Source organism: Nonomuraea muscovyensis, from assembly GCF_014207745.1.
Lineage (GTDB): Bacteria > Actinomycetota > Actinomycetes > Streptosporangiales > Streptosporangiaceae > Nonomuraea > Nonomuraea muscovyensis.
On sequence record NZ_JACHJB010000003.1, the window covers coordinates 1,159,928 to 1,186,064 of the forward strand.

The 26,137-nt window shown below is 73.7% G+C and carries 24 protein-coding genes; 11 read left to right on the plus strand and 13 right to left on the minus strand.

What is annotated here, in order from left to right; genetic code table 11:
• Positions 1 to 41: 41 nt before the first annotated feature.
• The 5 genes from lsrF to FHU36_RS37085 are packed head-to-tail and all read right to left on the minus strand — an operon-like array spanning position 42 to position 5,664.
• Positions 42 to 950, minus strand: a complete 909-nt coding sequence (lsrF, locus tag FHU36_RS37065) for a 3-hydroxy-5-phosphonooxypentane-2,4-dione thiolase (RefSeq protein ID WP_185088690.1) — start codon at positions 948 to 950, stop codon at positions 42 to 44.
• The gene (locus FHU36_RS37070; protein ID WP_185088691.1) at positions 943 to 1,956 is read right to left on the minus strand and encodes an ABC transporter permease; all 1,014 of its coding nucleotides are present in this window, start codon (positions 1,954 to 1,956) and stop codon (positions 943 to 945) included. The genes lsrF and FHU36_RS37070 overlap by 8 nt, the downstream gene beginning before the upstream one ends.
• Positions 1,953 to 2,912, minus strand: a complete 960-nt coding sequence (locus FHU36_RS37075) for an ABC transporter permease (RefSeq protein WP_185088692.1) — start codon at positions 2,910 to 2,912, stop codon at positions 1,953 to 1,955. The genes FHU36_RS37070 and FHU36_RS37075 overlap by 4 nt, the downstream gene beginning before the upstream one ends.
• The gene (locus FHU36_RS37080) at positions 2,905 to 4,500 is read right to left on the minus strand and encodes a sugar ABC transporter ATP-binding protein (RefSeq protein ID WP_185088693.1); all 1,596 of its coding nucleotides are present in this window, start codon (positions 4,498 to 4,500) and stop codon (positions 2,905 to 2,907) included. The genes FHU36_RS37075 and FHU36_RS37080 overlap by 8 nt, the downstream gene beginning before the upstream one ends.
• 54 nt (positions 4,501 to 4,554) lie before the next feature.
• On the minus strand, positions 4,555 to 5,664 hold the full coding sequence (locus tag FHU36_RS37085) for an ABC transporter substrate-binding protein (RefSeq protein ID WP_185088694.1): 1,110 nt from the start codon (positions 5,662 to 5,664) through the stop codon (positions 4,555 to 4,557).
• A gap of 210 nt (positions 5,665 to 5,874) precedes the next feature.
• Here FHU36_RS37085 and FHU36_RS37090 point away from each other — a divergent pair, with 210 nt between their 5' ends.
• On the plus strand, positions 5,875 to 6,618 hold the full coding sequence (locus tag FHU36_RS37090; RefSeq protein ID WP_312892091.1) for a GntR family transcriptional regulator: 744 nt from the start codon (positions 5,875 to 5,877) through the stop codon (positions 6,616 to 6,618).
• A 56-nt stretch (positions 6,619 to 6,674) separates the two neighbouring features.
• On the opposite strand, the gene FHU36_RS37095 is transcribed toward FHU36_RS37090, so the two are convergent.
• Genes FHU36_RS37095 through FHU36_RS37110 form a run of 4 tightly spaced genes read right to left on the minus strand, consistent with a single transcriptional unit; the run spans position 6,675 to position 11,096 of the window.
• The gene (locus FHU36_RS37095; protein ID WP_185088696.1) at positions 6,675 to 8,048 is read right to left on the minus strand and encodes a glycoside hydrolase family 5 protein; all 1,374 of its coding nucleotides are present in this window, start codon (positions 8,046 to 8,048) and stop codon (positions 6,675 to 6,677) included.
• Positions 8,045 to 8,860, minus strand: a complete 816-nt coding sequence (locus FHU36_RS37100) for a carbohydrate ABC transporter permease (RefSeq protein ID WP_185088697.1) — start codon at positions 8,858 to 8,860, stop codon at positions 8,045 to 8,047. Before FHU36_RS37100 ends, FHU36_RS37095 begins: the two co-directional genes overlap by 4 nt.
• Complete coding sequence (locus tag FHU36_RS37105; RefSeq protein WP_185088698.1) at positions 8,857 to 9,819, minus strand: carbohydrate ABC transporter permease; 963 nt, start codon at positions 9,817 to 9,819, stop codon at positions 8,857 to 8,859. The genes FHU36_RS37100 and FHU36_RS37105 overlap by 4 nt, the downstream gene beginning before the upstream one ends.
• On the minus strand, positions 9,816 to 11,096 hold the full coding sequence (locus FHU36_RS37110) for an extracellular solute-binding protein (protein WP_185088699.1): 1,281 nt from the start codon (positions 11,094 to 11,096) through the stop codon (positions 9,816 to 9,818). The genes FHU36_RS37105 and FHU36_RS37110 overlap by 4 nt, the downstream gene beginning before the upstream one ends.
• Positions 11,097 to 11,237: 141 nt before the next feature.
• On the opposite strand from FHU36_RS37110, the gene FHU36_RS37115 reads away from it, so the two are divergent.
• Both FHU36_RS37115 and FHU36_RS37120 read left to right on the plus strand, forming a co-directional pair.
• Positions 11,238 to 12,251, plus strand: a complete 1,014-nt coding sequence (locus FHU36_RS37115; protein WP_185088700.1) for a LacI family DNA-binding transcriptional regulator — start codon at positions 11,238 to 11,240, stop codon at positions 12,249 to 12,251.
• 73 nt (positions 12,252 to 12,324) lie between these two features.
• Positions 12,325 to 12,780, plus strand: a complete 456-nt coding sequence (locus tag FHU36_RS37120; RefSeq protein ID WP_185088701.1) for a DUF6789 family protein — start codon at positions 12,325 to 12,327, stop codon at positions 12,778 to 12,780.
• Positions 12,781 to 12,783: 3 nt separating this feature from the next.
• Here the strand turns inward: FHU36_RS37120 and FHU36_RS37125 are convergent, their stop codons facing one another.
• On the minus strand, positions 12,784 to 13,908 hold the full coding sequence (locus tag FHU36_RS37125) for an alpha/beta hydrolase family protein (protein WP_185088702.1): 1,125 nt from the start codon (positions 13,906 to 13,908) through the stop codon (positions 12,784 to 12,786).
• Positions 13,909 to 14,041: 133 nt separating this feature from the next.
• On the opposite strand from FHU36_RS37125, the gene FHU36_RS37130 reads away from it, so the two are divergent.
• Genes FHU36_RS37130 through FHU36_RS37140 form a run of 3 tightly spaced genes read left to right on the plus strand, consistent with a single transcriptional unit; the run spans position 14,042 to position 16,217 of the window.
• Complete coding sequence (locus tag FHU36_RS37130; RefSeq protein WP_312892092.1) at positions 14,042 to 15,178, plus strand: sensor histidine kinase; 1,137 nt, start codon at positions 14,042 to 14,044, stop codon at positions 15,176 to 15,178.
• Positions 15,175 to 15,819: a response regulator gene (locus FHU36_RS37135; protein WP_185088703.1), complete on the plus strand. Its 645-nt coding sequence runs from the start codon at positions 15,175 to 15,177 to the stop codon at positions 15,817 to 15,819. Before FHU36_RS37130 ends, FHU36_RS37135 begins: the two co-directional genes overlap by 4 nt.
• A 41-nt stretch (positions 15,820 to 15,860) precedes the next feature.
• Positions 15,861 to 16,217: a nucleotide pyrophosphohydrolase gene (locus FHU36_RS37140; RefSeq protein ID WP_185088704.1), complete on the plus strand. Its 357-nt coding sequence runs from the start codon at positions 15,861 to 15,863 to the stop codon at positions 16,215 to 16,217.
• Here the strand turns inward: FHU36_RS37140 and FHU36_RS37145 are convergent.
• Positions 16,175 to 16,642, minus strand: a complete 468-nt coding sequence (locus FHU36_RS37145) for a hypothetical protein (protein WP_185088705.1) — start codon at positions 16,640 to 16,642, stop codon at positions 16,175 to 16,177. The genes FHU36_RS37140 and FHU36_RS37145 overlap by 43 nt on opposite strands.
• A gap of 87 nt (positions 16,643 to 16,729) precedes the next feature.
• Between FHU36_RS37145 and FHU36_RS37150 the strand changes: the two genes are divergently transcribed.
• Entirely contained in the window at positions 16,730 to 17,320 is a 591-nt protein-coding gene (locus FHU36_RS37150; protein ID WP_221497112.1) for a TetR/AcrR family transcriptional regulator, read from the plus strand.
• Between the two features lie 10 nt (positions 17,321 to 17,330).
• Positions 17,331 to 20,546, plus strand: coding sequence for an AfsR/SARP family transcriptional regulator (locus FHU36_RS37155; protein ID WP_185088707.1), 3,216 nt, complete (start codon positions 17,331 to 17,333; stop codon positions 20,544 to 20,546).
• A 28-nt stretch (positions 20,547 to 20,574) separates the two neighbouring features.
• Here FHU36_RS37155 and FHU36_RS37160 read toward each other — a convergent pair whose 3' ends face one another.
• Complete coding sequence (locus tag FHU36_RS37160) at positions 20,575 to 21,051, minus strand: SRPBCC family protein (RefSeq protein WP_221497113.1); 477 nt, start codon at positions 21,049 to 21,051, stop codon at positions 20,575 to 20,577.
• A gap of 104 nt (positions 21,052 to 21,155) precedes the next feature.
• Between FHU36_RS37160 and FHU36_RS37165 the strand changes: the two genes are divergently transcribed.
• Entirely contained in the window at positions 21,156 to 23,999 is a 2,844-nt protein-coding gene (locus tag FHU36_RS37165) for a hypothetical protein (protein ID WP_185088708.1), read from the plus strand.
• Between the two features lie 97 nt (positions 24,000 to 24,096).
• On the opposite strand, the gene FHU36_RS37170 is transcribed toward FHU36_RS37165, so the two are convergent.
• Entirely contained in the window at positions 24,097 to 24,534 is a 438-nt protein-coding gene (locus FHU36_RS37170; protein WP_185088709.1) for a hypothetical protein, read from the minus strand.
• Positions 24,535 to 24,992: 458 nt separating this feature from the next.
• On the opposite strand from FHU36_RS37170, the gene FHU36_RS37175 reads away from it, so the two are divergent.
• A complete protein-coding gene (locus FHU36_RS37175; protein ID WP_221497114.1) occupies positions 24,993 to 25,235 on the plus strand; it encodes an alpha/beta hydrolase in 243 nt (80 codons plus the stop codon).
• Positions 25,236 to 25,302: 67 nt separating this feature from the next.
• Positions 25,303 to 26,082, plus strand: coding sequence for a maleylpyruvate isomerase N-terminal domain-containing protein (locus tag FHU36_RS37180; RefSeq protein ID WP_185088710.1), 780 nt, complete (start codon positions 25,303 to 25,305; stop codon positions 26,080 to 26,082).
• Positions 26,083 to 26,137 lie beyond the last annotated feature (55 nt).

The following is a 26,137-nucleotide window of genomic DNA, read 5'->3' on the forward strand; positions in this document are numbered from 1 at the left end:
GCGGCGGTCCGAACGCGCTCGCGGACCCGCGCCCACGAGGGTCAGGACTCGGCGTTGCCCGCGGCGCCGGCCGCCGTCTCCTTGAACAGCTCGTGCGCCTCGGCGGGCTTGAGACCGTCGTGCACGATCCCGCGCACCGCGGCGAGCATGGCGGCGGGGGACTCGCTCTGGAAGATGTTGCGGCCCATGTCGACGCCCGCCGCCCCCTCCTGGATCGACCGGTACGCCATGGTCAGGGCGTCGAGCTCGGGCAGCTTCTTGCCGCCGGCGACGATGATCGGCACCGGGCAGCTCGCGGTGACGGTCTCGAAGCCGTCCTCGACGTAGTAGGTCTTGACGACGTGCGCGCCCATCTCGGCGCTGATCCGCGTGGCCAGCCGGAAGTAGCGGGCGTCGCGGACCATGTCCTTGCCGACGGCCGTGACGCCGAGCACGGCGACGCCGTGCCGCTGGCCGGCGTCCACGAGCGTGGCCAGGTTCGCCACCGACCGCGACTCGTGCTCGCCGCCGATGAACACCTGGATGGCCAGCGCCGCGGCGTTGAGCCGCAGCGCGTCCTCGATGTCGAGGGCGATGTGCTCGTCCGACAGCTCGCGCAGGACGCTCGGGCCGCCGCTGGCGCGCAGGACGATCCCGGCGTCCGTGGTCGGCGGGATGCTGGTGCGCAGCGCGCCCCGGGTCATCATGATCGCATCGGCGGCGGGCACGAGCGGGGCGATGCCGGTGTCGAGACGCTCCAGTCCGGCCATCGGGCCGACGAAGTAGCCGTGGTCGAACGCCAACATGACCGTGCGCCCGGTGTCCGGCCGGAAGATGCGCGACAGCCGGTTGCGCAGGCCCCAGTCCTGACCGTGGGCGCCCTTCACGTGGAACCCTCCGGGGAGGCCGCTCGCCGCGGGCGCGGGCGTCCCGAAGTCGCGGGCGTCGATGAGGCCGTCGGTGTCAGCCATCAGAGTTTTCTCCTGTGGTAGTGGTCGTGGCGACCGCGGGACGCGGCCGCCGTCTGAGCCGGGAGGCCGTGCTCCCGGCACGGTCACCCCCGCCGGCGAGGAAGAGGACGAAGAGCACCAGGCCGCCCTTGAGCAGGTTCTGCGCCGCGGTGCTCCAGCCCACGAGGTTCACCAGGCCGTCGAGCAGGATGAAGAACAGCGCCGCCCCCCACACGCCCACCGGGACGGCGCGGCCGCCGGAGATGAGCGTGCCGCCGATGACGACGACGGCCACGGAGTCGAGCAGGTAGCGGGTGCCGAGATCGGCGGAGGGCGCGATGTAGGTGGCGAGCAGCGCGCCGGTCAGCCCGGCCAGCGCCCCGCTCAGCAGGTACGCCGTCGCGATCACCCGGGAGACCGGGACGCCGGCCCGTTCGGCGGCGCGGCGGTTCTGCCCCACCGCGATCAGGGATCGGCCGTAGACGGTGCGGCGCAGCAGGACGACGGTCAGCCACGTCAGCGCGGCGATCGCCACGGCGAGCGCGGGCACGCCGAGCGGGCGCAGGTTGAGCAGCTCACGCAGGCCGGGATCGGGCACGGCGGTGAAGCCGCCGGCCAGGTGCAGCGTGACCGACGAGGCGACGAGCCCGGCGGCCAGCGTGGCGATGATCGGCGGGATGGCCAGGCCGAGGATCGCCACCGTGCTGACGGCCGCGACCACCAGGCCGATGCCGATCCCCGCCAGCACCCCGGCGAGCGCCGAGCCGGTGCCGGCGGACACCGCGACCGAGGCGAACCCGGCCAGCGAGATGACCGGAGCCACCGACACGTCGATGTTGCCGGGCCCGGCGGTGATGACGAGCATCTGCCCGAGGCCGACGATGACGAGGTACGGCGCGAGGGACAGGGCGAGGGACAGCGTCTGGCCGCCGCCCTGGCCGGAGATGGCCAGGATGACCAGCCAGATCAGCGCCGCCGCGGCGAAGCCCCAGATCCAGGGGCGCGAACGGGTCACACGGAGGTTCATCGCAGCACCTTCCCCACGAGCACGCGGCCGGCGAGCACGGCCAGCACGATGCCGCCCTGCACCGCCGACTGCAGGTCGGACCGCACGTCGAGCAGGCTCAGCACGACGCTGACCAGGCCCAGCGTCACGCCGCCGATCGCCGCGCCCCACGGGACGGCGACGCCGCCGGAGAACGAGCCGCCGCCGAGGATCACGGCCGCCACCGTCATGAGCGTGTAGCTGGAGGCCGACGACACGTCGCCGCCGCCGGTCTGGGAGGCCAGGACGAGGCCCGAGGCGACGCCGAGCGCACCCGCCATGGCATAGGCGATGACGCGGGAGGTCAGCGGGCGCAGCCCGGCGCGGCCCAGCGCGACCGGGTTGCTGCCCAGGGCGCGCATCCGCACGCCGGACGAGCCGCGCGAGGCGAGCAGGTGGACCAGCGCGGTGACGAGCAGGATGGGCAGCAGCGGCGCGGGGAACCCGGCGGGCTGCCAGGCGCCGAAGGCCGCCAGCCACTCGGGGGTGCTGCCGCCGGGCGTCGGCAGCAGGAACAGGCCCAGCCCGAGCCAGACGAACGACGCGCCCAGGGTGGCGATCAGCGACGGCACGCCGCGCAGGTGGATGAGCAGGCCGAGCAGCGCGTACGCGGCCACCAGCCCGAGCAGGACCAGGCCGCCGACGAGCGGCGACGACGACAGCTTGGTCGCCGTGACGACGGTGACCAGGCCGACGAAGGCGCCGATCCCGAGGTCGATGTCGCCCACGGCCATCAGCGTCATCTGGGCCTGCGCGGCGATGACGAGGGGCACGGTCGCCGACAGGACCAGGGTGAGGCCCTGCACGCTGAGCACGCCGGGCTGCAGCGACGAGCAGACGCCGATCATGGCGATCAGGGCCAGCGCGCTGACGGCCGCGGGTGCCGAGTGGCGCATCCGCGCGCGTCCCGGCAGGGCGGGTGCGAGCAGCTCAGCCATGGGTCCTCCCGCGCGCGGCCCGGTCGGGGGCGCCCGACTCGCCCGGCTCGTCCCGCTCGTGCGGCTTGTCGGACTCGTCCGGCTGGTCGGGCTCGTCGAAGGAGACGGCGATGATCTGTTCCTCGGAGATCTCCTCGCCCGAAAGCTCGGCCACCGTCCGGCCGGCGCGGAAGACGTGGACGCGGTCGCAGTGCGCCATCTCGGCGTTCTCGCTGGAGTACCAGACGATGCTGCGGCCCTTGGCCGCCTCCTCCCGGATGAGCCGGTACAGCTCGGTCTTGGTGTGCACGTCCACCCCGCGGAAGGGGTCGTCGAGCAGCACCAGCCCGGCCGTGGAGGCGAACGCGCGGGCGACGACGACCTTCTGCTGGTTGCCGCCGCTCAGCTCGGTGATGCCGGCATCGGCGCCGCCCTTGACGGCCAGGCGCTCGACCCAGTGGCGGACGACGTCCCGCTCGTCGGGGATCCGGCGCAGCCCGCGCCGGGCGATCTCGCGCATCGCGGTGACGACGAGGTTGTCGCCCACGTTCCACAGGGGCAGCACCCCGGATCGCTGGCGGTCCCCGGGCACGTACGCCCGGGCGACGCTCACCTCGGTGTCGCGCCGGGTGGGCCGCCACAGGCGTTCCAGCACCTCCTGCTGGCCCTGGCCGGCCAGTCCGGCCAGGCCCACCACCTCGCCGGCCCTGACTCGCAGGGACACCCCGTGCAGGCCGCCGCCGCGGGCGTCGCGCAGTTCGGCCACCACCCGGGCGCCCGTCCCGCCGCCGGTCCCGCGGCGCGCCGTTCCGGCGCGCTCGGACGGGACGGCGACGTGCGCGCCCATCAGGGTGAGCACACCGGACTCGGTCAGCCCGGCGGCGGGCCGGTCCGCGGTGATCGCGCCGTCGCGCAGCACCACGACGCGGTCGGCCGCCGAGAGCACCTCGCGGATGCGGTGGGAGATGAGCAGCACGGCGGTGCCGGCCTCGGCCAGCCGGCGCACGTACGAGTACAGCGTCCGGGCCGCGTCCGGGCCGAGCGACTCGGTCGGCTCGTCCAGGATCAGCAGATCGAGCCGGTCGACCAGGCAGGCCCGGACGATCTCCACCATCTGGCGCTGCGCCAGCGACAGGTCCTCGACCCGGTCGCGCGGCGTCACGCCGTGCCCGGGGAACACCTCGTCGAGGCGGCGGCGCGCCGACGCGCTCGCCGCCCGCCGCCACCCCAGCCGGGGCAGGCAGTGCCGGGAGGAGATCCACATGTTCTCCGCCACGGTGAGGTCCGGGCACAGCGACGTCTCCTGGTAGGCCATGCGCACCGTCCGGAAGGCCGCCGCGGAACCGGCCGGCGCCTCCTCGCCGTGCACCAGGACCGTGCCGTCGTCGCAGGACTCCAGTCCGGCGAGCATCCGCATCAGCGTGCTCTTGCCGGCGCCGTTGTGGCCCACCAGCCCGAGCACCTCGCCCCCGCGGACCTGCAGGTCCACGCCCGCCAGTGCCCGGGTGCGCCCGTACGCCTTGGTCACCCCGCTGGCGGTGACGACGGGCGGCCGGCCGGCCTGGTCTCGTTCGGTCCCCGGCGGCGCGGGGAGGTTGTCCACGTGCATGCCCCGGTCTCCTCCGTGCTGTGCTCGCTTGTGGGTGCGGGTTCGGCGGGCCGGTCAGCCGGCCGCGGACGGGATCGGCGGCCGGACGGGCTCGCCGCCACTCTTGACGGCCTCCACCTGCTGCCGGAACAGCTCGCGGGTCCAGGGCCAGGCGGCGTACTCGTCGGGCTTGAGCGCACCGGCCCAGGCGTCGAGGTCCTTCTGCTCCACCAGGACGATCGGGAAGGTCAGCTGCTTGGGCACGTCCCGGCCGTCGAGCAGGTCCAACGCCTCCCAGAGGGCGGCGACCGACTGGCCCGGGTCGGACATGACCGCGACCGAGCCGTTGTCGATCTTGTTGTCCTTCCAGTAGTTCAGCGCGCGGCCGTTGGTCTCGAACGTGACCGCGGGCACCGGCTTGCCCGCGGTGGCGAACGCCTGGGCGACGCCGTAGCCGTCTCCGCAGCCGATGACGCCGTCCACCTTCGGCACGCTGGACAGCACGCCGAGCACCGCCTTCTGCGCGGTGGCGCCGTCGCACATGCCCGTCACGGTGGCGACGGTCTTCACGCCGGGGTGCTCGGCGAGGATCTTCTTGGTGGTCTCGTACATCTCGGCCTCGGGCTGGGAGCCGACGACGCCGCGGCTGACGATGACGGAACCCTTGCCGCCGATGCCGTCCAGCAGCGGCTTGGCGGCCTGCGTGGCCCAGTCGGCGAAGCTGTTCTGCAGCACGTGGGCGCACGGCGCGTCGATGGCGGAGTCGAAGACGACGACCTTGACGCCGGCGGTGCACGCCTGCTGGATCACCGGCTTGAGCGCGGTGGGCGACGAGGGGTCGATGAGCAGGGCGTCCGGCTTCTGCAGCAGCAGGCTCTTGATCTGGGCGACCTGCTCGGTGGCCGAGTTCTCGCCCGGCGCGTTGACGACCTTGTACTTGCCGATGAGCCCGTCCTTCTGCGCCTGCTCGGCGGCGGCCTCGAACTTGGCGATCATCGTCTGCCGCCAGCCGTTGCCGATGAAGCCGTTGCTCAGCGCGATGAACGGCTTGCCGGCGCCGGTGGCCGCCGTCCCGGCGGCGGAGTCGCCGGCGCCGGTGGACCCGCACCCGGCGGTCAGGACGGCCAGGGCGGCGAGCGCCGCCGGGGCGGTACGCCAGGAACGGCGTGATGGGCGCATGTGCATGGTGTCTCCCGTGAGGGCAGGGTCGCGAGTCGGGGGTGGTGGCGTGAGCGAACGCCTCAATGCGAGGACCTGTCATTACAGGTCTGTAGTGACAAGGAAACTAAGCTGGCATTACGGCCATGTCAATAGGGGGAACTTGCGAGTTCTCTGGAAGACTTGTCATGACAGAGGATGGTCATGGCATGCTGTGCGTGCCGACAAGGAGGGCTAGTGACGTTGACCTACCCGCCCCTCGACCGCGAGGGGGCGGAGCCGCTGTGGATGCAGCTCATGCGGGCGCTGCGCGCGGAGATCGAGAGTGGCGTCCGGTTGCCGGACCAGCCGCTGCCGTCGGAGGCCGAGCTGAGCGACCTGTTCGGGGTGTCCCGCACGGTCGTCAGGGAGGCGCTGCGCGAGCTGGTGCAGGAGCGGCTCATCTACAAGGTCAAGGGGCGGGGCGCCTTCGTCGCACCCCGCAAGACGGAGCTGCGGTTCATCGGCTCGATGTCCGGCTCCGCCGACGACCTGCGCGAGTCGGGCCGCCGGGTGACCACCCAGGCGATCAGCCAGTCGCTGGGTGAGGCGGACGAGCGCGAGGCGGCTCTGCTCCGGATCCCGGCCGGCGAGCAGGTCGTGCGCCTGCGCAGGCTGCGCCGCGTCGACGGCCAGCCATGGCTGCTCGTCGTCACCGCGCTGCCCGCGCGACTGGTCCCGGGGCTCGAACGCGTGATCCTGGAGAACCAGTCGCTGTACGACGTGCTGCGGCGGCGCTACGGCCTCGAACCCGCGGCGGCGGACCGCTGGATCGAGGCGGTCTTCCCCGACGCCGAGGAGGCGGCGCTGCTGGAGGTGTCGACCTCGACGCCGCTGCTCGGCATCGAGTCGGTCGCATGGACGAAGGACGACACCAGGTTCGAGGCCTACTACGCGCTGCACCGCAGCGACCAGACCCGGTTCTACGTGGGCATCCGCTGACCGGCCCGGACGGGCCGCCCAGGGCGGGCCGCCCGGGAGGAGGCGGTCCGCCGGCGCTACCCGCGCAGGTTGGCGGCCAGCAGGTCGAGCAGCGGCTCGCGGCGTACGCACCGCTCCAGCAGGAACGAGTCGGCCAGCGCGACCAGTTCGTCGTCGCCGAGGCCCCCGAACAGCGCGGCGTACTCCGGCAGCAGGGCCTGCGCGAGCAGGATGTGCCTGACCAGGTCGTCGGTCTGGTAGCGGGCGCCCCACGGGTACGGATCCCAGCCGGGCGCCTCGTCCTCCAGCAGCCGGTGCAGCGGGGCCAGTTCCTCGGCCGTCTCCTCCATCGTCGAGCCCCACCGGTCCACGCCGAGCCGTCGCTTCTTGGCGATGAACGACCCGAACCTGTCCAGGTACGGCCCCGCCGCGCACACCAACCCCTGCAGGCCGACGTCCTTGTAGGTCCACAGCGACCATCCGGCGTCGTGGGCGTCGTAGATGTCGAGCTGGTCGCGCAGGATCTGGTGGCGCTGCTCGTCCACGGCCTGGTCGCCGGTGTAGACGGGCCCGAACTCGCCCACCCACAGCGGCGTGCCCGTCTCCCGCTGGAACCGCGAGCGCCTGGCGAAGGCCTCTTCCAGCTGGGTCCGGTCACACCACTCGCCCCGGGTGTAGCCCGGGTACGGCCCGCCGTGGGCGAACCCGGCCAGGGCGTAGTCGTGGCAGACGAACACCGTGTTCTCGTACATCTCGCGGAAGACGGTGAAGTCCGTGGCGTAGGTGTTGCCGTCGAGGAACAGCACGTGCCGCGGGTCGGCGGCGCGCACCGCCTTCACCAGCCGGTCGTAGAACGGGCCCACCACCTTTCCGGAGGGGTCGCCCGGCTCGTTGACCGGGTTGTAGCCGGCCACCCACGGATGGTCGCGGTAGCGGTCGGCGATGGCCTCCCACAGGTTCACGACCCGGTCCTGGAAGTGACGATGCTGCCAGAAGGCGGCCACGTGGGTGGGGTTGTCGGAGTGCCAGTGCTGGTTCTGCGCGCCGGGCAGGGCGTGCAGGTCGATGACGCTGTAGATCCCGTGCGCGCCGAGCAGGTCGATGACGCGGTCGAGGTGGCGGAAGCCGTGCTCGATGATCTCGAACGGGCGCTCGTCGGACTCGAGGTGGCGGTAGTTGACCGGGATGCGCACGCAGTTCATGCCCAGCCCGGCGAGCAGGGCGGCGTCGCTCTCGGTGAAGAAGGAGGTCAGCAGCCGGTCGAAGAACAGCTCCGCGCGGTCCTCGCCGAGCACGTCGCGCACGGCGGCGCGCATCGAGCTCTCGTTGGCGGGGTAGCCGGTGATGAAGTTCTCCATGTTGAGCCAGCCCCCGAGGCCGACTCCGCGCAGTCGTACCGGCGTGCCGTCGGGCGCGCGGAGCTGCGATCCGGACACGTGCAGCATGGTCATCCTTTCGTGGCTCCAGCGGTGAGGCCCCCGACGAGGTGCCGCTCGGCCAGGGCGTAGAAGCCCAGCGCCGGCAGCATGGCGAGGACGAGGTAGGCGAGGATCCGGGCCGTGTCGGAGGCGTACTGGCCCTGGAACTGCTGGACGCCGAGCGGCAGCGTCCAGGACAGCTCGTCGCTGAAGACCACCACGGGCAGCATGTAGTTGTTCCAGCTCCCGACGATGGCGAGCACCGAGACGGTGGCCAGCGCCGGGCGGGCCATCGGCAGCAGGATGCGCCAGAAGAAGCCGAACGGGCTGCAGCCGTCGATGATGGCGGCCTCCTCCACCTCGCCCGGGATGCCGCGGAAGAAGCCGCGCAGAATGATGATGGTCAGCGGCAGCCCGAAGGCCGCCTGGGTGAGGATCACGCCGAGCGGGTTGTCGAGCAGCCCGAGCGTGCGCAGCAGCACGAAGATCGGCAGGATGGCCACCGCGAACGGGAACATCAGCCCCATCGTGAAGACCGTGAACAGCACCTCCCTGCCGCGGAAGGCGAACCGGGCGAAGACGAACGCCGCCATCGCCGACAGCAGCACGACGATCACGGTCGTGGTCACGGCGATGAACGTGCTGTTCCAGAGCTGGCGCCAGAACGAGCCCGCGCCGAGCACCTCGGTGTAGTTGCCGCTCTGCCACGGGTCCGGCAGGCCGAACGGGTTGGTGGACAGCTGGCCCGTGCTCTTGAAGCCGCCGAGGACGGCGTACAGGATCGGGACGAGGATGAACGCGCCGACGATCCAGGCGATCGCGTGCAGCGGAAGGGTGCGTCTCAACGGTGGTCTCCCATCCGGGTGCTGGCGCCCTCCAGATCGCGGCGCATCACGAACCGCTGGTAGAACAGCGCGAAGATGAAGCTGAGCACGAACATCACCACGCTGATGGCGCTCGCGTAGCCCACCTGGTTGCGGCCGAAGCCGAACTCCATCATCGTGACGGCCATGGTCTCCGAGGCGTGCGACGGGCCGCCTTCGGTGAGGATCCACACCAGGTCGAAGAGCTGGATCGTGTAGATGACCGACAGGAAGACGCTGATCCGGATCGTCGGGCCGAGCAGCGGCAGCGTGACGTGCCGGAAGACCTTCCACGACGTGCCGCCGTCGATCTGCGCGGCCTCGATCAGCTCGTTCGGGATGCCCTGCCGCCCCGCGAGGTAGATCATCATGTGGAAGCCGAAGTACTTCCACGTCATGACCAGGAACAGCGAGTACATCACGGTGTCCGGGTCGGACAGCCACGACGACTCCAGGCCGACGAAGCCCAGCAGGTGGTTGGCCAGGCCGCTCCCCGGCGACAGGATGAGCGAGAACAGCACGCCCGTGATGACCTCGGAGAGCACGTACGGCGCGAAGAACACCAGCCGGTAGACCGCCCGCCCGCGGATGCGCTGGTTCAGCAGCATCGCGACGGCCAGCGAGAAGGGAAGCTGGACCACCAGCGAGAACGCGATGAGCAGCACCAGGTTGCGCAGGTCCTGGTGGAACAGGTCGCTGCCGAGCAACCGGGTGAAGTTGTCCAGGCCGACGAAGTTCGTGGGCAGGCCCCCGAAGCCGTTCCACTTGAAGGCGCTGGCGTAGAAGGCGACCACGATGGGCGCCACCACCAGCAGCAGGAAGAGCACCAGCGCGGGCAGCACGAACAGGGTGACAGTCACCCGGATGCGCCGCCTGCGGGGGTCGGGCCGCCGGTGGGCCGGACGCGCGGGCGCCTCCGGCCCTCGGGTCAGCGTGGTCATTCGCTCTGGGCCACTTCCGTGATCGACCGCACGACCTGCTCGGGTGTCTTCGTGCCGGCGATCAGCTGGGCCACGCTGTCGTTGACCTCGGCGCCGACGGCCGGCGGGTACGCCTGGTCGAGGTAGAGCTGGAAGCCCGTGGCGCCCGACAGCGACTCGGAGACGACCTTGAGGTTGGGGTCCTTGACCGCGCTCTCCTCGCCCTGCAGCACCGGCAGCGTGCCGCCCGCCGCGGTGCTCTTGCTGTGGACGTCCATCTGGGTGACGAACTTGAGGAACTCCACCGCCTCGGCGGGCGCGTCCGCGCCGACGGCCAGGCCGCCGCCTCCGCCGAGCGCCTCGGTCGCCACGCCCTTGCCGCCGTCGACCGCCGGGAAGGGGAAGAAGGCGAGGTCATCGCCGAGGCCCTTGCCCGCGTCGTTCTGCACCGACGGGGCCCACTGGCCCATCAGCTCCATGGCGGCCTTGCCGTTGGCGACGCTCGCCGCCTGGCCGTCGGGGGTGGAGTAGCCGGCGCCGAGGAAGCCCTTCTGGAACGGCTGCAGGTCCACCAGCGCCTTGAGCTGCCGGCCGGCGGTCACGAAGTCGGGGGTGTCGAAGTTCTTGTCCACCGCCGCCTGCTGGAGCGCGGGCAGGCCGGCGATCCGCATGGCCAGGTAGGTCCAGTAGTAGTGGCCGGGCCACTTCTCCTTGCCCGCGAGCGCGATCGGCGTGGTGCCGGCCGCCTTGAGCTTCCCGACCGCGTCGAGGAACGCGGCCCAGGTCGCGGGCGGCTGGGTGATGCCGGCCTGCTCGAAGAGCTTCTTGTTGTACCAGAAGCCCACCATGCCGATGTCGTACGGCAGCCCGTAGGTCTTGCCGTCGAACTGGTAGGCCGACAGCGACGCCTTGGTGAACGTGCCGAGGACGGGGGCCACGTCGGCGGAGAGGTCCTTGACCAGCTCGGCGTCGATCTGCTGCTTGAGCACGCCGCCGCCCCAGGTGGCGAAGACGTCCGGGGCCTTGCCGGACTGCGTCAGCGTGGTGAGCTTGGCCTTGTACGCCTCGTTCTCCAGGACGGTGGCCTTGATGGTGACGTGGGGATGCCGGGCCTCGAACTCCTTCGCCCAGTTGGCCATGATCGTCTTCATCGGGTCGCTGGTCGACAGGTGCCACATCTCGAGCGTGACCTTCGCCGGCGAGCCGTCCTTGCTCGGTTCGGACGCCGTGGTCCCGCCGCCGCCACCGCACCCGGCGACGAGTGCCGCCGTCGCGATCAGCGCGAAACTCCGTTTCATAGGGGCTCTCCTCAGGCCGCCGAAAATTTCGTGAAACCCCCCGATAATTTCGTTGCCCGGAGCATAGGTAAACGCCGTGTTACGCGTCAATAGCAGGAACGACAGCATGTTGGGGCCGAAAGTTTCGGTAGACTGCGGGCCATGTCAGCGAAGAGGCGGGTGACGATAGCCCTGATAGCCGAGGAGGCCGGGGTGTCCATCCCCACGGTCTCCAAGGTCATCAACGGTCGTCCCGAGGTCGCTCCGGAGACCCGGCACCGGGTCGAGCGGCTGCTGCGCGAGCGCGGCTACCAGCGGCGCGCCAGCCACGGCGAAACCCCGGCGGGCCTCGTCGACCTGGTGTTCGCCGAGATCGAGTCGCCGTGGGCGATGGAGATCGTGCGCGGCGCCGAGGGCGCCGCCCACGAGGCCGGGGCCAGCCTCGTCATCTCCGTCCTGCACACCCACGCCGGTCCCGGCCGCGACTGGATGGAGCGCCTGGCCGGCCGGCGCACCGACGGCGTGGTCATCGTGGCCTCCAAGCTGTCGGCGGGCGTCCAGGACCAGCTCAGCGCCCGCTCGCTGCCGTTCGTCGTGGTCGACCCGGAGGGCGAGCCGGCCCCCGGCGTCGTGTCGGTGGGCGCCACCAACTGGAACGGCGGGCTCGCCGCCACCCGCCACCTCATCGAGCTGGGCCACCGGCGCATCGCCATGATCAGCGGCCCGGCCGACATGCTGTGCAGCCAGGCCAGGATCGACGGCTACCGGGCGGCTCTGGAGACCGCCGGGATCCCGGTCGAGCCGGAGCTGATCCGGCGTGGCACGTTCCTGGTCGACTCGGGCCACGACCACGGTCACGCGCTGCTGTCGCTCGACGACCCGCCCACCGCGATCTTCGCGGGCAGCGACCTGCAGGCGTTCGGCGTGTTCGAGGCGGCGCGCCAGCGCGGCCTGCGGGTCCCCGCCGACCTCAGCGTGGTCGGCTTCGACGACCTGCCGCTGGCCCGGTCGGCCTGGCCGCCGCTGACCACGGTCCGCCAGCCGCTGCAGGAGATGGCGGCCCTGGCCACCCGCACGGTGCTCGGCATGGGCCGCGGCGAGGTGCCCGAGACGCGGCGGGTGGAACTGGCCACCGAACTGATCGTCCGCGAGAGCACCGCTCCGCCCGCCGCGTGACCACCGGGCCCGGCCTGCCCCCCTGCGTCACCACCAGGCGTTTCCCGGCTGCCCGCGCGGGCAGCCGGACGTCATGACGCGAACTCTCCTCAGCGAGGCGGCCAGGGGCGCCGCGGGCGGCGCCCTCGCCACGGCGGCGATGAGCACGGTCATGGTGGCCGGTGACCGGGCCGGGCTGATGCCCGACCAGCCGCCCAAGCGCATCGTCCGTTCCCTGCTGCCGGGGCACCGGCACCAGCCCAAACCGGGCGAGGGCCTGCTCGCCACCGTCGCCCACTTCGGCTTCGGCATCGCCTCGGGCGCGCTGTTCGGCGCGCTGGCCCGGCGCCGCCGCGCCAGGGTGCCGCTCGGGATCGCCTACGGGCTCGCGATCTGGCTGGTCAGCTATGCCGGGTGGGTGCCGAAGGTGGCCGCGCTGCCGCCGATCCACCGCGACCGGCCGGGCCGCCCGGCCGTGATGGCCGCGGGCCACGTCGTGTACGGAACGGCGCTGGCCTGCGCGCTCAACCGCTGGGACAGGCGCCGCTGACGCTCACCCGCGCCAGAACCTCACCTCCGGGTAGGCGCGCGACGGGCCGTCCAGCAGCGGCCGCCGCTCGCGCAGGAGGTGCCGGTCGAAGAACGACCGGACGTACGTCCGGGTGACGGCGATCGCCCGCTCGCCGTCGAGCTCCTGTGCGGGCAGCCCGACCTGCGCCTGCAGCACGGCGTAGTCGGTGAACGACGCGTGGTTCGTGCCGGACACCGTCAGCCACCGCTTCCAGCCCCGCACGTGCGGCCAGAACTCCGGCCACGACGCGTCACCGACCGGCGTGTGGTTGGCCTCGGTGCCGAGCATCAGGTACGGCCGGCGCACCGGCTCGGCGGGCGTCCTGGGCATGAGGCTGCCGTCCAGGTTGATCCCGGCCCGCACCCGGCGGTCGGCGGCCATCACCTGCGAGACGGTGTTGCCGCCCAGCGAGAACCCGGCCATGCCGATCCGCGACCGGTCGACCAGCCGCCCCCAGCGGCCCTCCAGCAGCTCGTCCAGCACGAACCGCATGTCCTTCACCCGGCTGGCGGTGATCGTCGCACCCCACTCCGGGGTCATCTTCTTCTGGCAGGTCACGCAGCCGACGGTCCGGCCGTCCGGCAGCGTCGTCGCCACCGACTCGTGAGTGTGCCCGACCGCGGCGACCAGGTAGCCGCGGCCGGCCAGCTCCTCGCCCAGCGAGGTCATCGTCGCCCGGGGGAACGCGTGGCCGGGCGACACCAGCACGAGGGGCAGCCCGCGCTTCGCCGCGGCCGGCGGGGCGCCCGTCCGCGCGTGGGTCCGCGTCTTCGCCAGGGCGTCCGGCGGGACGTTCGTGAACGGCGCGAGCACGGCCGCCGACTCGGCCGCCGTCATGTAGGGCGCGGGGGAGCCGGACGCCTCGGCCGCCGGGTACCACACCGACACCACGAGCTGCCGGTCCCCGAAGTCCGGCACCCACGGGTCCGGACGGCCGGGGTCCACCAGGTGCAGCGTGTCGGACCCGACGGGCCGCCCGGTGGTGGGCGCGGGCAGCGCGGTCTCGACGGCGCCGGTCCCGACGAGGGAAGAGCCTTCGGCGTGGGCGGCCGGAGCGGCGAGCAGCGAGCACGCGACGCCGAGGGCCACGATGAGATGTCGTTTCATGGTCATCACCCTGCGGGCGCCGGCCCGGCCGCGTCCCGACCCGGACGTCGACCGGCACCCCCTCCTTTCGTCGCATGCCGGCCGTCCGATCGGCGCTTCCGGCCCGCCCCGCGCCGCCCCGTAGCCTGTCCGGGTGCGGGTGAACAGGCAGATGGCGCCGGTGCTGCTCGGCGTGGCCGTCTTCACGGTGTCCCTGGGCTCGGCGAGCGGCGGGCTGGGCGTCGTGTCGGGCCTGCCGTTCCCGCTGCCGCTGGCCGCGGCGGCGGCAGCGGGAACGGCGGCCTGGCGGGTGGGGCGGTCATGGTGGCCGCTCGCCGTGGTCGGTGCCGCCGCCTACGTGGCGCTGGCGATGTGGCCGCCCCTCGTGGTCGCCTCCTACTTCGCGGGCACACGGCTGCGCCGGACCCGCGACATCGCCCTCTACCTGGGCGTGGCCGGCGTCGTGCTGGCCGCGTCGGTGGCGGCGGGCCGGCTCGCCGGCGGCACCCGCGAGCTGGCGACGGCCACCCCGGCCAACGCGCTGCTGATGATCGTCGCGGCGATGGTCCTGCCGCTGGTGTACGGGCTGTGGATCAGGTCCAGGCGCGACGTGCTGGCGGCGGCGAGGGAACGGGCCGACCGGCTGGAACGCGAGCAGGTGCTGCGCGCCGAGCAGGCGCGCACCCAGGAGCGGGCCCGGATCGCCCGGGAGATGCACGACGTCGTCGCCCACCGGGTCTCGCTCATGGTGCTGCACGCCGGGGCGCTGGAGCTGGGGGCGACCGACGAGCGCAGCGCCGGGACGGCGGCCGTGATCGGCGGCATCGGCCGGGAGGCGCTGGCCGACCTGCGCGGGCTGCTCGGGGTGCTGCGCTCGCCCGAGCAGCCCGTCCCGCTCGCGCCTCAGCCCACGCTGGCCGACCTCGACCGCCTGCTCGACCAGTCCCGCGCGCTCGGCATCCCGGTGACGCGGCACGACCACGGCGAGCCGCGCCCGCTCGGCTCCACGGTGGAGCGGACGGCGTACCGGGTGGTGCAGGAGGCGCTCACCAACGTGCACAAGCACGCGGCGGGCGCGCCCACCGACGTGCACGTGCGCTTCCTGGCCGGCGAGCTGCGGGTGGAGGTCTGCAACCGCCCGGCCGCGACCGGCCCGGTGGCGCTGCCCGGCTCAGGCTGGGGGCTCGCGGGGCTGCGGGAGCGGGTGGAACTGCTGGGTGGCACCCTGCGCACCGGTCCGCGGGACGGCGGCTTCGGCGTGGTCGCCGCCATCCCTGTGGAGGCGGCGTGATCCGGGTGCTCGTGGTGGACGACGAGGCCCTGGTCCGCTCGGGGCTGCGGATGATCCTGGAGACCGCCGGCGACATCGTGGTGGCGGGCGAGGCGCGCGACGGCGCGGAGGCCGTCGGCGCGGTGGCCCGGCTCGCGCCGCACGTCGTGCTGATGGACGTCCGCATGCCCGGAGTCGACGGCCTGACCGCCGCCGCCCGTGTCCTCGCCGCCCCGGACGCGCCCCGGCTCGTCATGCTGACGACGTTCGACCTGGACGAGTACGTGCACGAGGCGCTGCGGCTGGGCGCCGTCGGCTTCCTGCTGAAGGACACCCCGCCACGCGACCTCATCGCCGCCGTGCGGACGGTGGCGGCGGGCCAGGCGATGCTCTCGCCGTCCGTCACCAAGAGGCTGATCAGCGCGTTCGTGGACCGGGCGCCGTCGCGCGCGGACCAGGCCCGCGCCCGGCTGGCCGCGCTGACCGGCCGGGAGGAGGACGTGATCAGGGCCGTGGCCCGCGGCCTGTCCAACGCCGAGATCGCCCGCGAGCTGCGCCTGTCGGAGGCGACCGTGAAGGCGCACCTCAGCCGCGTGCTGGCCAAGCTGGGCCTGGCCAACCGGGTCCAGGCCGCGATCCTGGTCCACGACGCCGACCTGTGACCGGGGGGCAGACCTGTGACCGGGGGATAGGCTCGGCTCACGTGAGCACCGAGTGGGAGCGGCTGGCCGTACGGCTGCGCGAGTTCGTCCGGGTCAGAGACTGGGAGCAGTTCCACACGCCGAAGAACCTGGCGATGGCCCTCGCCGGTGAGGTCGGCGAGCTGGTGGCCGAGCTGCAGTGGCTCACCCCGGAGGAGTCCCGCGACCTCGACCCCGCGACCCTGGCCAGGGTGCGGGCCGAGCTGGGCGACGTGGCCGGCTATCTGGTGCGGCTCGCCGACGTGCTCGGGGTGGACCTGGTGGAGGCGGCACACGCCAAGCTAGACGAGAGCGAGCGCCGCTACGACCCGGACCTCTACCGGGGGTCGGCCAGGAAGGCGCCGCCGCTCGCCCCCTGATGCGCCCCCGCGCGGCGCCGCCCGCGCCGGGCGGCCAGCAGCATGGCGCACGGGACGAGCACGGTGACGAACGGCGACGGCTCGAAGCAGACCGCGCCGACGAGGGCCCAGACCGCGATGCCGCCCGCCACGTACGGCGGCGGCACCTGTCCGCCGCGCCCCATCCTCGCGACGAGCGCGCCGAGCAGCCCGAGAGGCACGGCGAAGCTGCCCCAGACCAGCCAGAACGCGCCGACGTTCGGAGCCGGGGAGCCGAGTTCGGCGAGCCCGCCCGTGCCCGGCAGCCACGCCTCGCCGCGGAACCAGCCGGGGATGTGCGCCGCACTGGCCAGCCCGGTGATGGTGAGGTGCACGCAGGCCAGGAACACGAGGATCCCGCCGGCCCACACGACGCTTTTTACGGAACGATTAGTTTCGGAACTCATGGTTCCTTATCTTGGCCCTCATCCCAGGTCGCTGCAAGGTCGGCTGCGTCACATTTCCAGAACTGGGAGTCTCGTATGCTGGCAGGTGTGAAACAGCCACTCGGACGCCCGCGCGACGACCGCGTGGACCGGGCCATCGCGACCGCGACCCGCGCGGTCCTCGCCGAGTCCGGCTACGCGCAGCTCACGGTGGACGCCGTGGCCGCACGGGCCGGCGTGGGCAAGGCCGCCATCTACCGGCGTCACACCACCAAGCAGCAGATGATCTTCGCGGCGGTGCTGCACGACCTGGAGATCGCGCCGCCTCCCGACTCCGGCTCCATGCGGGGCGACCTCACCGCGTTGCTGCGCGACATCGCCGTCAACCTCACGACACCACCCGCGGGCGTCGTCCCCGGCCTGCTGGCCGACGTCCACGGCGACCCCGCGCTGGCGGCCACGTTCGTGAGCACGTTCGTCGCCGCCGAAAGGGGCTGCGTCGAGGAGGTCCTCGACCGCGCCGTCGCCCGCGGCGAGCTGCCGCGCCGCCCCGATCCGGCCGTCGTCCACGCCCTGCTGCTCGGCCCGGTCTTCGCCTGGCTGTTCCTGCTCCAGGAAGACCCGGCCAGGCTCGGCACGGTGACCGCCGCCCTCGCCGAGGCGGCCGCCGCCGCCCTGAGCGACGTCGCCCCCGGCTAGGGTGACGGGCATGCGTTTCGGGGTGCTCGGCTCGCTGGCCGTCTGGACCGACGCCGGGCAGAGCGTCACGGTCCCCGGCCTGAAGGTGCGCGCCCTCCTCGCCGACCTGCTGGTCAACGCGGGTCAGGTCGTCTCGGCCGACCGGCTCGTCGACGACCTGTGGCGTGGCGAGCCGCCGGCCAACCCGGCCGGCGCGCTCCAGGTGCGGGTCTCGCAGCTACGTCGCGCCCTGGAGGACGCCGAGCCCGGCGGCAAGAACCTCGTCGTCTCCCGCCCGCCCGGTTACCTCCTGGCCGCCGCGCCCGGCGCGCTCGACGCCACCGCGTTCGCCGAGCTGGTGACGCGGGCCGGAACGGCGGGCGGACCCCGTGAGCGGGCCACGCTGCTGGCGGAGGCGCTCGGCCTGTGGCGCGGGCCGGTGCTGGCCGACTTCGCCGACGAGGAGTTCGCCAGGCCGGCGATCACCCGTTTGGAGGAGCAGCGCCTCGCCGCCCTCGAACAGCACGCCGAGACACGGCTGGAGCTCGGCGAGCACGGCGCGCTCGCGGCCGAGCTGGGCGACCTGGCGGCCCGCCACCCGCTCAGGGAACGGCTCCGGGCCGCCCACATGCTGGCCCTCTACCGCGCCGGACGGCAGAGCGAGGCCCTGGCCACCTACGCCGACCTGCGCGAACGGCTCGCCGACGAGCTGGGCCTGGACCCCGGCCCCGAGCTGGCCGAGCTGCACCGGGCCATCCTCGTCCAGGACCCCGCGCTCAGCTCCGCCCCGCCGCCCGAGCGCCCCCGTACCAACCTGCCCGCCCCCATGAGCGGCCTCATCGGCCGCGACGACGAGCTGGCCGAGACACGCGCGCTGCTGGAGAACGCCCGCCTCGTCACGCTCACCGGCAGCGGCGGCGTCGGCAAGACCCGGCTGGCGCTGGAGATCGCCGCCCGGGCCGCGGAGGCGTACGCCGACGGCGTGTGGCTGGTCGAACTGGCCGCCCTCGACCGCCGAACGGCCGCGGCGGCCGAACCGGGGGGCGGGCCGGTGGCGGAGGCGGTGCTGGCGGCGCTCGACATCCGGGAGAGCGCCGAATCCCGCACGCCCGCCGAACGGCTGGCGCAGGCGCTGCGCGACCGCCGCACCCTGCTGGTGCTCGACAACTGCGAGCACCTGGTCGAGCAGGTCGCCGAGCTGGTGGAGCCGCTGCTGCGCGCCGCACCGGGCCTGCGGGTGCTCGCCACCAGCCGCGAGCCGCTGGCTCTGCCCGGCGAGGTGCTGTGGAGCGTGCCGCCGCTCGACCTGCCCGCCGACGACGGGCTCGACGCGATGCGGCGGTCCGGCGCGGTCCGGCTGTTCGCCGCCCGCGCCGCCGCCTCGACCAGGGGGTTCGTGCTCGACGCGGGCAACGCCGAGGCCGTCGCCCGGCTGTGCCGCGCCCTCGACGGCATCCCGCTGGCGCTGGAGCTGGCGGCGACCCGGGTGCGGGCGCTCGGCGTGCACGGCGTGGTGGCGAGGCTGGACGACCGCTTCCGCCTGCTCGGCTCAGGCCCGCGCGGCGTCCCGGAACGACAGCGGACGCTGGGCGCGGTGATCGACTGGAGCTGGGACCTGCTCGGCGAGCCCGAACGCGCCGTGCTGCGCCGCCTGGCCGTCCACGCGGGCGGCTGCACGCTGGAGGCCGCCGAGGAGGTCTGCGCCGCCCCGGGCGCGGACCCGGGCCTCGACGTGCTGGACGTGCTGGCCAGGCTCGTGGACCGGTCGCTGGTGGACGTGGTGGAGACCCCGGCGGGCACGCGCTACCGGTTGCTGGAGTCGGTCGCCGCCTACTGCCTCGACCGGCTGGCCGATGCGGGGGAGCTGGACCGGGTCCGCGGGGCGCACGTCCGCCACTACCTGGCTTTGGCCGAACGCGCCGAACCCGCCCTGTACGGACGGGACCAGGCAGAGTGGCTGGCCCGCCTCGACGCCGAGTCGGCCAACCTGCGCGCGGCGCTCGACACGGCGCTTGACACGGCGGCCGGCGCAGGCGCGGCGGCGACCGCTGTGCGGCTGGTCAACGCGCTGACCTGGTACTGGTTCCTGCGCGGCAGGCTGGCCGAGGCGCGACGCTCGCTGGAGACCGCACTGGCCGCCACCGCCCCGCCGGATGGCGGGCCCCGCAGGCGGGAGGAGGCGCCGGGGCGGGCCAGAGCGGCTGCCTGGCACGCCGGGTTCGTGCTGTTGCTCGGCGAGGACGCCGCCTGGGACACCGCCACGGTGGACGATCCGGGCGAACGGGCCAGGGCCGAGCTGTTCCTGGCGATGGCCGTCAGGGACGTGCCGGTCGCGCAGGAGCTGCTGAACGGCGCGCTGGCCACGTTCCGCGAGATCGGCGACGAGTGGGGCGTCGCGGCGGTCCTGAGCAGGCGCGGCCGTGACCACTTCACCCAGCGCGACCTCGTCGCCCTCGAACGCGACGGCGAGGAGAGCGTCCGGCTGTTCGGCCGGCTCGGCGACCGCTGGGGACGGCTCCAGGCCATGGAGTGGCTCGCCGGGCTGGCCGACGTCAGAGGCGACACCGAGCGGGCCGTGCGGCTGTTCGAGGACGGCCTGCGCATGGCCGAGGAGCTGGGGCTGTGGCCGGAGGCCGCCCGGCGCACCGCCTGGCTCGGCTGGATGGCCCTGAACTCGTGCCACTACGACCGCGCCATGGAGCTGTGCGGGCAGGCGATGCGGCTGGCCGCCGGCCAGGGCTACCAGGAGGGCCGGATCATGGCCGAGATGGGGCTGGCCCTCGCCGCGCGCCGGGCGGGCCTGCTCGACCTGGCCGAGACGCACCTCCTCCACCTGCTCGACGGGGTCCCGCGCCACCCGGAGGCCGAACCCGCCCTCCACCTGCCCACCACCTGCATCGAGCTGGGCTTCCTGCGCGAGCTGCGCGGCGACCCGGCGGCCGCCAGGGAGCTGCATCTGGAGGCGCTGGTGGCCGCCCAGCGGATCGGCGACCCCCTCACCGTGGCGTGGGCGGTGGAGGGCCTGGCCTCCGCGTCGGCGGCGGCCGGGCTCCACGAGCGGGCGGCCCGGCTGCTCGGCCTGGCGGCCGAGATCCGCCACACCGGCCGGACGCCTGCCAACCCGTCCGAGCGGGACGAGGCGGACCGCGTCGCCGCTTCGGCGCGGGCGGCGCTCGGCGAGGAGGCGTTCACCGCCGCGTACGAGCGGGGCCGCACCCTCAAACCGGACGACGCCATCGCCGAGTAGGCGACGCCTCCACCGAGCGGGGGCCGGTTCACGCCCGTGACACCAGCTCGGCCAGCCGGTCGAAGAACTCGATCCAGCCCGCCTGCGCCTGCTCGGCGTGCTCCTGGGGCGTGTTGACGCCGTACTGGTGGAACCTCATCAGCGTCCTGCCGCCGTCCACGTCCAGCGACACGGTCACCACGGAGGCCGGACCGTCACCCGGGTCGTCGGGGTCGCCCGTGGTGAAGACGAGCCTGCCGGGCGCCGCCACCTCACGGTAGACCCCGCCGAGCGGCACCTCGAAGCCGCCCTCGCCGACGAACGTCACCTCCCAGGCGCCGCCCGGCCGGACGTCCATGCCGATCCGGTCCGCCGGGGCGGCCAGCTCGCGCGGCCCGAACCAGCGGGCGAAGCGCTCCGGTTCGGTCCACGCCGCGAACACCCGCTCGCGGGGGGCGTCGAAGATCCGGGTGATCTCGTACTCGGCGGTCTCGGTCATCGTGCTGCCCTTCGTCCGGCTTCCCATGTGCTCCACGATGGCGCGGGCCGCTTACGGTTTCCTTCTCGTGATCTTCAGGTCGGGGTTCTGTCGGTCTTGATCAGTACGGTCCCCGCCATGGAGATCATGAAATGAACCCGTGGCGTGAGGTTCTCGCCCACATCGAGGCAGGGGACAACGCGGGGTTGGTGGAGTTCGTCGGCTCGCTCGGCGACGTGGGCCGCCGCGCGGTCGCGGTGCAGTTGCCCGGCCACCTGGCCGAACGGCTCGCCGAAGGGTGGGAGGCGCGCTGGGAGACGCGCGACCGGGCGGCCGGCTACCGCATCGCCGGCGCCGCCTGCCTGAGCGGCGCGGGCCAGGTCGCGGCCTGGCTCAACCGGCGCGAGCTGCGCGACGCCGCCGGCCGTACCGACGCCGAGCGGATCCTCCGCCTGCTCAGGCAGCGGCCCGAGGAGTGGCGCAGGGATCTCGCGGTCCGCCTGGTCGAGCGGCTCAGGCTGCCGCGCGGCCGGGCGGCCTGGCGGTGGACGGGCGGCCTGCCCGGCTGGCACCTGGCAGCCGGGCTGGTGCTCCAGACCGGGGTCGAGCCGCCCGCGAACGACGCCTTCACGGCCGGCTGGGTCCTGCGCATGGCCGCGGAGCGTGAGGTGCCGCGCGCCGACGACCCGCTGCTCGACCTCATGGTGGCCCGGCTGTTCCAGGCCACGGGGGCCGCCGCGGGGCTGGCCTGGAGCCAGTCCTGGACCTCCGGCCACGACATCGTCACCGCCCTGGTGAAGCTGGCCGGCGACGGCCGGCTCAAGCGGCAGGACCTGCTCGACGGGTGCCTGACCCGGTTCCTGTCCGGGGCCGCCGCCGACGAACTCGCGCCGTTCGTGGCGATGTGGCGGCAGTTGACGGCCGCGGTGGAGGAGATCCCGGTGCTGGAGTTCACCCGGCTGCTGCCGTCGGCGCCGTCGTTGCCCGCGCAACTCGCCCTGGACGAGCTGCGCCGCGCGGACCAGGCGGGCCTGCTGGACGACGAGCTGTTCGGGGAGGCGGTGCGGGCGCTGGCGTACCGGCCCGAGCGCAAGCATGTCACGGCGGCCCTCAGGTGGATCGCCGACGCCGTCCCGGGGCCTGGGGATTCCCGCGCTCGGGCCGGGAACGCACTGGTGGCGCTGGCGACGGTGTTCTCCCACGATGCGCCCGCCGTACGGGACCGCGCGGTCCGCCTGGCGCTCAAACTCGGCGCCCACCACACCCCGACCCCAACCCCGACCCCGACCTCGACCTCGACCTCGACCTCGACCTCGACCTCGACCTCGACCCCAACCTCGACCGCAACCCCGACCCCGTCCCCGACCACCGGTCCCGGTCCCGAGCGGGCGGCCGATCCGGCGCGGGCGCCCGGTCGCACGCGGGAGGCCGACGCCGCGCGGGCGGCCGGCATCGCGCCCGCGGACTGCCTCACCCAGGGCTGGGACGCCGTCCGCGAGGCCGCGGCGGCGCTGCCCGACGACCTGCGGTCGCGGGTGGCCACCGTGTTCGGCGAGGTGGAGGCGCTCACCGAGGAGCCCGTGCCGGCGCCGGTGCCGGTGGCCCGCCCGCTGCCCGCCCTCCTGCCGCCGATCGAGACGCCCGGCGAACTGGCCGACGAGCTGTCCCGGCTGCCCTGGCCCGACGATCCGGCCCTGTTCGAGCGGGTCGTCGCCGCGCTGGTCACCTTCACCCACCGCGACCGCGACGCCGTGGTGGAGGCGTTGCGGCCCTGGTGGCGGAGCGAGTGGCGGCAGCCGTTCGACACCCACGCGCTGGTGTACGGGGTCAGCGGGTTCGATCGGGACGCCCGGTCACTGCTGCGCCGGTGCGCGCTGGCCGTCGTCTCGCCCGGCGACAGCCGCGAGCTGACCGCCGGTCTGGACGCCTACGCGCTCACCCACCCGCCGCACGACCCTCCGCTCCACCACCTCCTCCAGCGGCGGCTGCGCGAGGTGATCGCCCTGTTCGAGCGGGAAGGCACGGTTCCCGTGCTGCTCGCCACCCCGACCTCGCCCACCGGCCACGTGGACCCCGAGACGCTGCTGGCCCGCCTGGAGCTCCTGGACGGAGCCGAACCCCTTCCGGCCGACCTCGACCAGGCACTCCTCCGCCTCCCCCGCTTGACCACCCCCGCGCTCGCCGTACGCGCCGACGGGATCGGCACCGAGGCGGGGCGGCGACTGGCGGGCTGGCTACGCGCCGGCGGGCTGCCGGACCCCGACGTCACGTGCGTGATCAAAACCACCCGCACGTTCTCCTACGGCGAGACCCGCTCCCCCCAGGTGCGTGTCAGCCCGGTCACCGCCGTGCCGGAAGGGCTCGCCGGCGTGCTGGCCGTAGGTGGCCACACCAGCTACCCGCAGGACGCGGTCTGGTGGCCCTGGGCCATGCCGTCCCATCGCGAGGTCGTCGCGGCGCACCTGCTCGCGCCCCTGATCGCGTACGGCGGCGAAGGCGGCCTGGACGAGGCGCTGGCGGACCTCGTCCACGGCGACGGCCCTCTGGGAGTGGCGACCGCGACGGCGCTCACGACCGTGATGGGATACAGGCGGCCCGAGCGCCGGGCGGCCGCCACGCACGCCCTCGTCACGCTGGCGGCCCGCGACGAGCCGGACGGCGCCGGCTTCGGCCGGCTCCTCGGTCGCGTCGTGGGTGAGGCGGTGCTGAAGGGGCTGGTCAAGCTCAACCGGGTCATGACGGTCCTGAACGAGGCCACGGAGTCGGGAGCCGGCACCTGGCCGGTGCTCGCCTCGGCACTGGAGGTGCTGCTGCCCGCGCCAGGCGCCAAGCCCACGGCCGCGCTCGGCGACCTGCTCGCCACGGCGGTGCGCTCCGCCGTCCTGTCCGGTGCCCGCGGCGACGTCCCCGGCCTGGCCGCACTGGCGGCGCGCAAGGGCGCCAGCCGCACCGGCGAGGAGGCCCGCCGCCTTCACCACCACCTCACCAGAGCCTGACTTCCCCGCCGCGCCGAACCGGGCGCCGGCGAGGTCAACCGGCTGCTGCCGCGGGCCGGCACCGGCACGGCACGAGACCGGACCGCCTCGTCGTCACTCAGGCGGGCTCGGTCAGGGGGTCGGCGGTGAGGTAGCCGGTGAAGTCGGGGTCGTGCGGCCGGGCCAGCACGTGCTCGATCCACGCCCGCCGCTCACGGTCGATCGCCAGCAACGCCCACACGCAGGCGACCGGCCCGTCGGGCGGCACCTGGCCCAGGCCGGTGCCGCCTGGCTCGGCCCGCCACAGCCGCTGGTAGAGGACGTCGGCCCGCCACCAGCACACGTTCACCCGCAGGGCCTCGGTGTCGCGGTGCACGACCACGAACGCGATGCCGCCCTGCTCGGGCAGGTCCCGCTCGGCCGCCTGCAGGGCCGCCTCCACCTCGAAGTCGTCGGGCAGCTCGGCTCCGGCCGTGATGCCGATGACCTTGACGTTCCAGCCGCCGAGCCGCGTCACGCCGAGGGATCGCGTTCTGCGCGGGCGGTAAGGGATCATCGAGGCTCCGTCGGGGCGAACGCGGTTCGGGGACGGAACCGATCCTACGGTTGATCAAGGGCCGGAGGTGGCCGTATTCGGCGCTCTCATCAGGACCCATGACAGACCACGGCCCGCTCGTCGCCGCCGGGAACACCGTGATCCCGACCCGGTCGCCGCCAATGCGACTGGACACAACGAACGGGTTCGCCACGACATGCTCGATCGTCCGCTAACCGGACGGGTAGCCGAGGTCGAATGCCGCTGCTGGTGAGGTGCGCACCTGACGCCTCACCCGATCATCATCACAGCGTCACCTGTCTCGTACGCGGCTAACGGAGCTGATGCCCACATCTGGCAGGTCACTGCACGTTCGGGCCTGGTCGGCCCTCCCCCCGATTCCCCGCCGTTCGAAGGCGACGCTCCCCAGATGATCGCCGCCCGGTTCGCCCAGCGCCACGGCGACGGCCTCGCGGCCCTTGTCCTGTCGGAACCGGTGCTCGGCGAATGGGAGCCGGTGGCTGCCGACGCACTGGGTGCATGGCGCCGACGACCGGCTGATGCCGGCATCCGGCAGCCGGGCCGGCGTCGAGGCCATCGGCGGCGACGACTTCACCGAACGGATCTATCCGGAGGCCCGGCACGAGGTGTTCAACGAGACCAACGCGGAGGAGGTGCTGGCCGACGTCGCGGCATTCGTCGACCGCGCGCTGAACCGCTGACCCCGTCCGGGGCGGGACCGATGATTCCCGCCCCGGACGGCCGTCTGTACGGGTGGAGGTGGACGAGATGGACATGGACGAGATGGACATGGACAAAGCCGGAACGCAAGGGATGGACCTCCTGGAGCGGGCCATCGCGTACGCGCTGGGGACCCTGCTGGCGGTGACCCGCGAGGACCTGTACCGCGCCACGCCCTGCGGCGTGTGGGACGTCGGCAACCTGCTGGCACACCTGGACGACTCGGTCACGGCACTCCACGAGGCAGCCGAACTCGGCTGCGTCGCCCCGAGCCCGGGCCCGGGCCCGGGCATGAGGACGGAGACGGGTACGGGGACGGAATCGGGTACGGACCTGGGGACAGGTGGGAACCCGGGCAGGAACATGGGCATCGGCACGCACCCCGGCATGGGGATCCGCGAGCACCCGGACATGGGCCCGAGCACGGGAGCCGGTGGTGCGGGCGGTCGTGGCGGCAGGGACCCGGTGCTGGTGCTGCGGGACCGGGCGGCCACGACGCTCGGCGCATGGGCCGGCACGTTACGCGAGCAGCAGGTGCGCTTCGGCCGCTGCTCGCTGCCCGCCGCGACCGTGGCGCAGGCCGGCGCCGTCGAGGTGGCCGTACACGCCTGGGACCTCGCCCGTGCCTGCGGGCGGCCCCGCCCCATTCCGCCCGCGCTGGCGGCGGACCTGCTGGACGTCGTCCCCGCGCTCGTCACGAACGAGGACCGGCCCGCGCGGTTCGCCGTACCGGTGGACGTCCCGGCGCGGTCGCTGGCCGAGGACCGGCTGCTCGCCTTCCTCGGCCGGAACCCCGGCTGGGGCGCCGGCAGGCGCCTGGAACTCTGATCCCGGGAGTTGGACGCAGGCGCCGCGATCGTGGTCTGGCGGTAAGGGGCTCAGG

What these genes read in the sequence shown, in the direction of transcription:
- FHU36_RS37085 (WP_185088694.1), bottom strand. Translation starts at nt 5,664, where the DNA reads ATGCACATGCGCCCATCACGCCGTTCCTGGCGTACCGCCCCGGCGGCG.
- FHU36_RS37080 (WP_185088693.1), bottom strand. Translation starts at nt 4,500, where the DNA reads ATGCACGTGGACAACCTCCCCGCGCCGCCGGGGACCGAACGAGACCAG.
- FHU36_RS37070 (WP_185088691.1), bottom strand. Translation starts at nt 1,956, where the DNA reads ATGAACCTCCGTGTGACCCGTTCGCGCCCCTGGATCTGGGGCTTCGCC.
- lsrF (WP_185088690.1), bottom strand. Translation starts at nt 950, where the DNA reads ATGGCTGACACCGACGGCCTCATCGACGCCCGCGACTTCGGGACGCCC.
- FHU36_RS37075 (WP_185088692.1), bottom strand. Translation starts at nt 2,912, where the DNA reads ATGGCTGAGCTGCTCGCACCCGCCCTGCCGGGACGCGCGCGGATGCGC.
- FHU36_RS37115 (WP_185088700.1), top strand. Translation starts at nt 11,238, where the DNA reads ATGTCAGCGAAGAGGCGGGTGACGATAGCCCTGATAGCCGAGGAGGCC.
- FHU36_RS37165 (WP_185088708.1), top strand. Translation starts at nt 21,156, where the DNA reads ATGAACCCGTGGCGTGAGGTTCTCGCCCACATCGAGGCAGGGGACAAC.
- FHU36_RS37145 (WP_185088705.1), bottom strand. Translation starts at nt 16,642, where the DNA reads ATGAGTTCCGAAACTAATCGTTCCGTAAAAAGCGTCGTGTGGGCCGGC.
- FHU36_RS37105 (WP_185088698.1), bottom strand. Translation starts at nt 9,819, where the DNA reads ATGACCACGCTGACCCGAGGGCCGGAGGCGCCCGCGCGTCCGGCCCAC.
- FHU36_RS37170 (WP_185088709.1), bottom strand. Translation starts at nt 24,534, where the DNA reads ATGATCCCTTACCGCCCGCGCAGAACGCGATCCCTCGGCGTGACGCGG.
- FHU36_RS37120 (WP_185088701.1), top strand. Translation starts at nt 12,325, where the DNA reads ATGACGCGAACTCTCCTCAGCGAGGCGGCCAGGGGCGCCGCGGGCGGC.
- FHU36_RS37155 (WP_185088707.1), top strand. Translation starts at nt 17,331, where the DNA reads ATGCGTTTCGGGGTGCTCGGCTCGCTGGCCGTCTGGACCGACGCCGGG.
- FHU36_RS37110 (WP_185088699.1), bottom strand. Translation starts at nt 11,096, where the DNA reads ATGAAACGGAGTTTCGCGCTGATCGCGACGGCGGCACTCGTCGCCGGG.
- FHU36_RS37180 (WP_185088710.1), top strand. Translation starts at nt 25,303, where the DNA reads ATGGACATGGACGAGATGGACATGGACAAAGCCGGAACGCAAGGGATG.
- FHU36_RS37095 (WP_185088696.1), bottom strand. Translation starts at nt 8,048, where the DNA reads ATGACCATGCTGCACGTGTCCGGATCGCAGCTCCGCGCGCCCGACGGC.
- FHU36_RS37160 (WP_221497113.1), bottom strand. Translation starts at nt 21,051, where the DNA reads ATGGGAAGCCGGACGAAGGGCAGCACGATGACCGAGACCGCCGAGTAC.
- FHU36_RS37125 (WP_185088702.1), bottom strand. Translation starts at nt 13,908, where the DNA reads ATGAAACGACATCTCATCGTGGCCCTCGGCGTCGCGTGCTCGCTGCTC.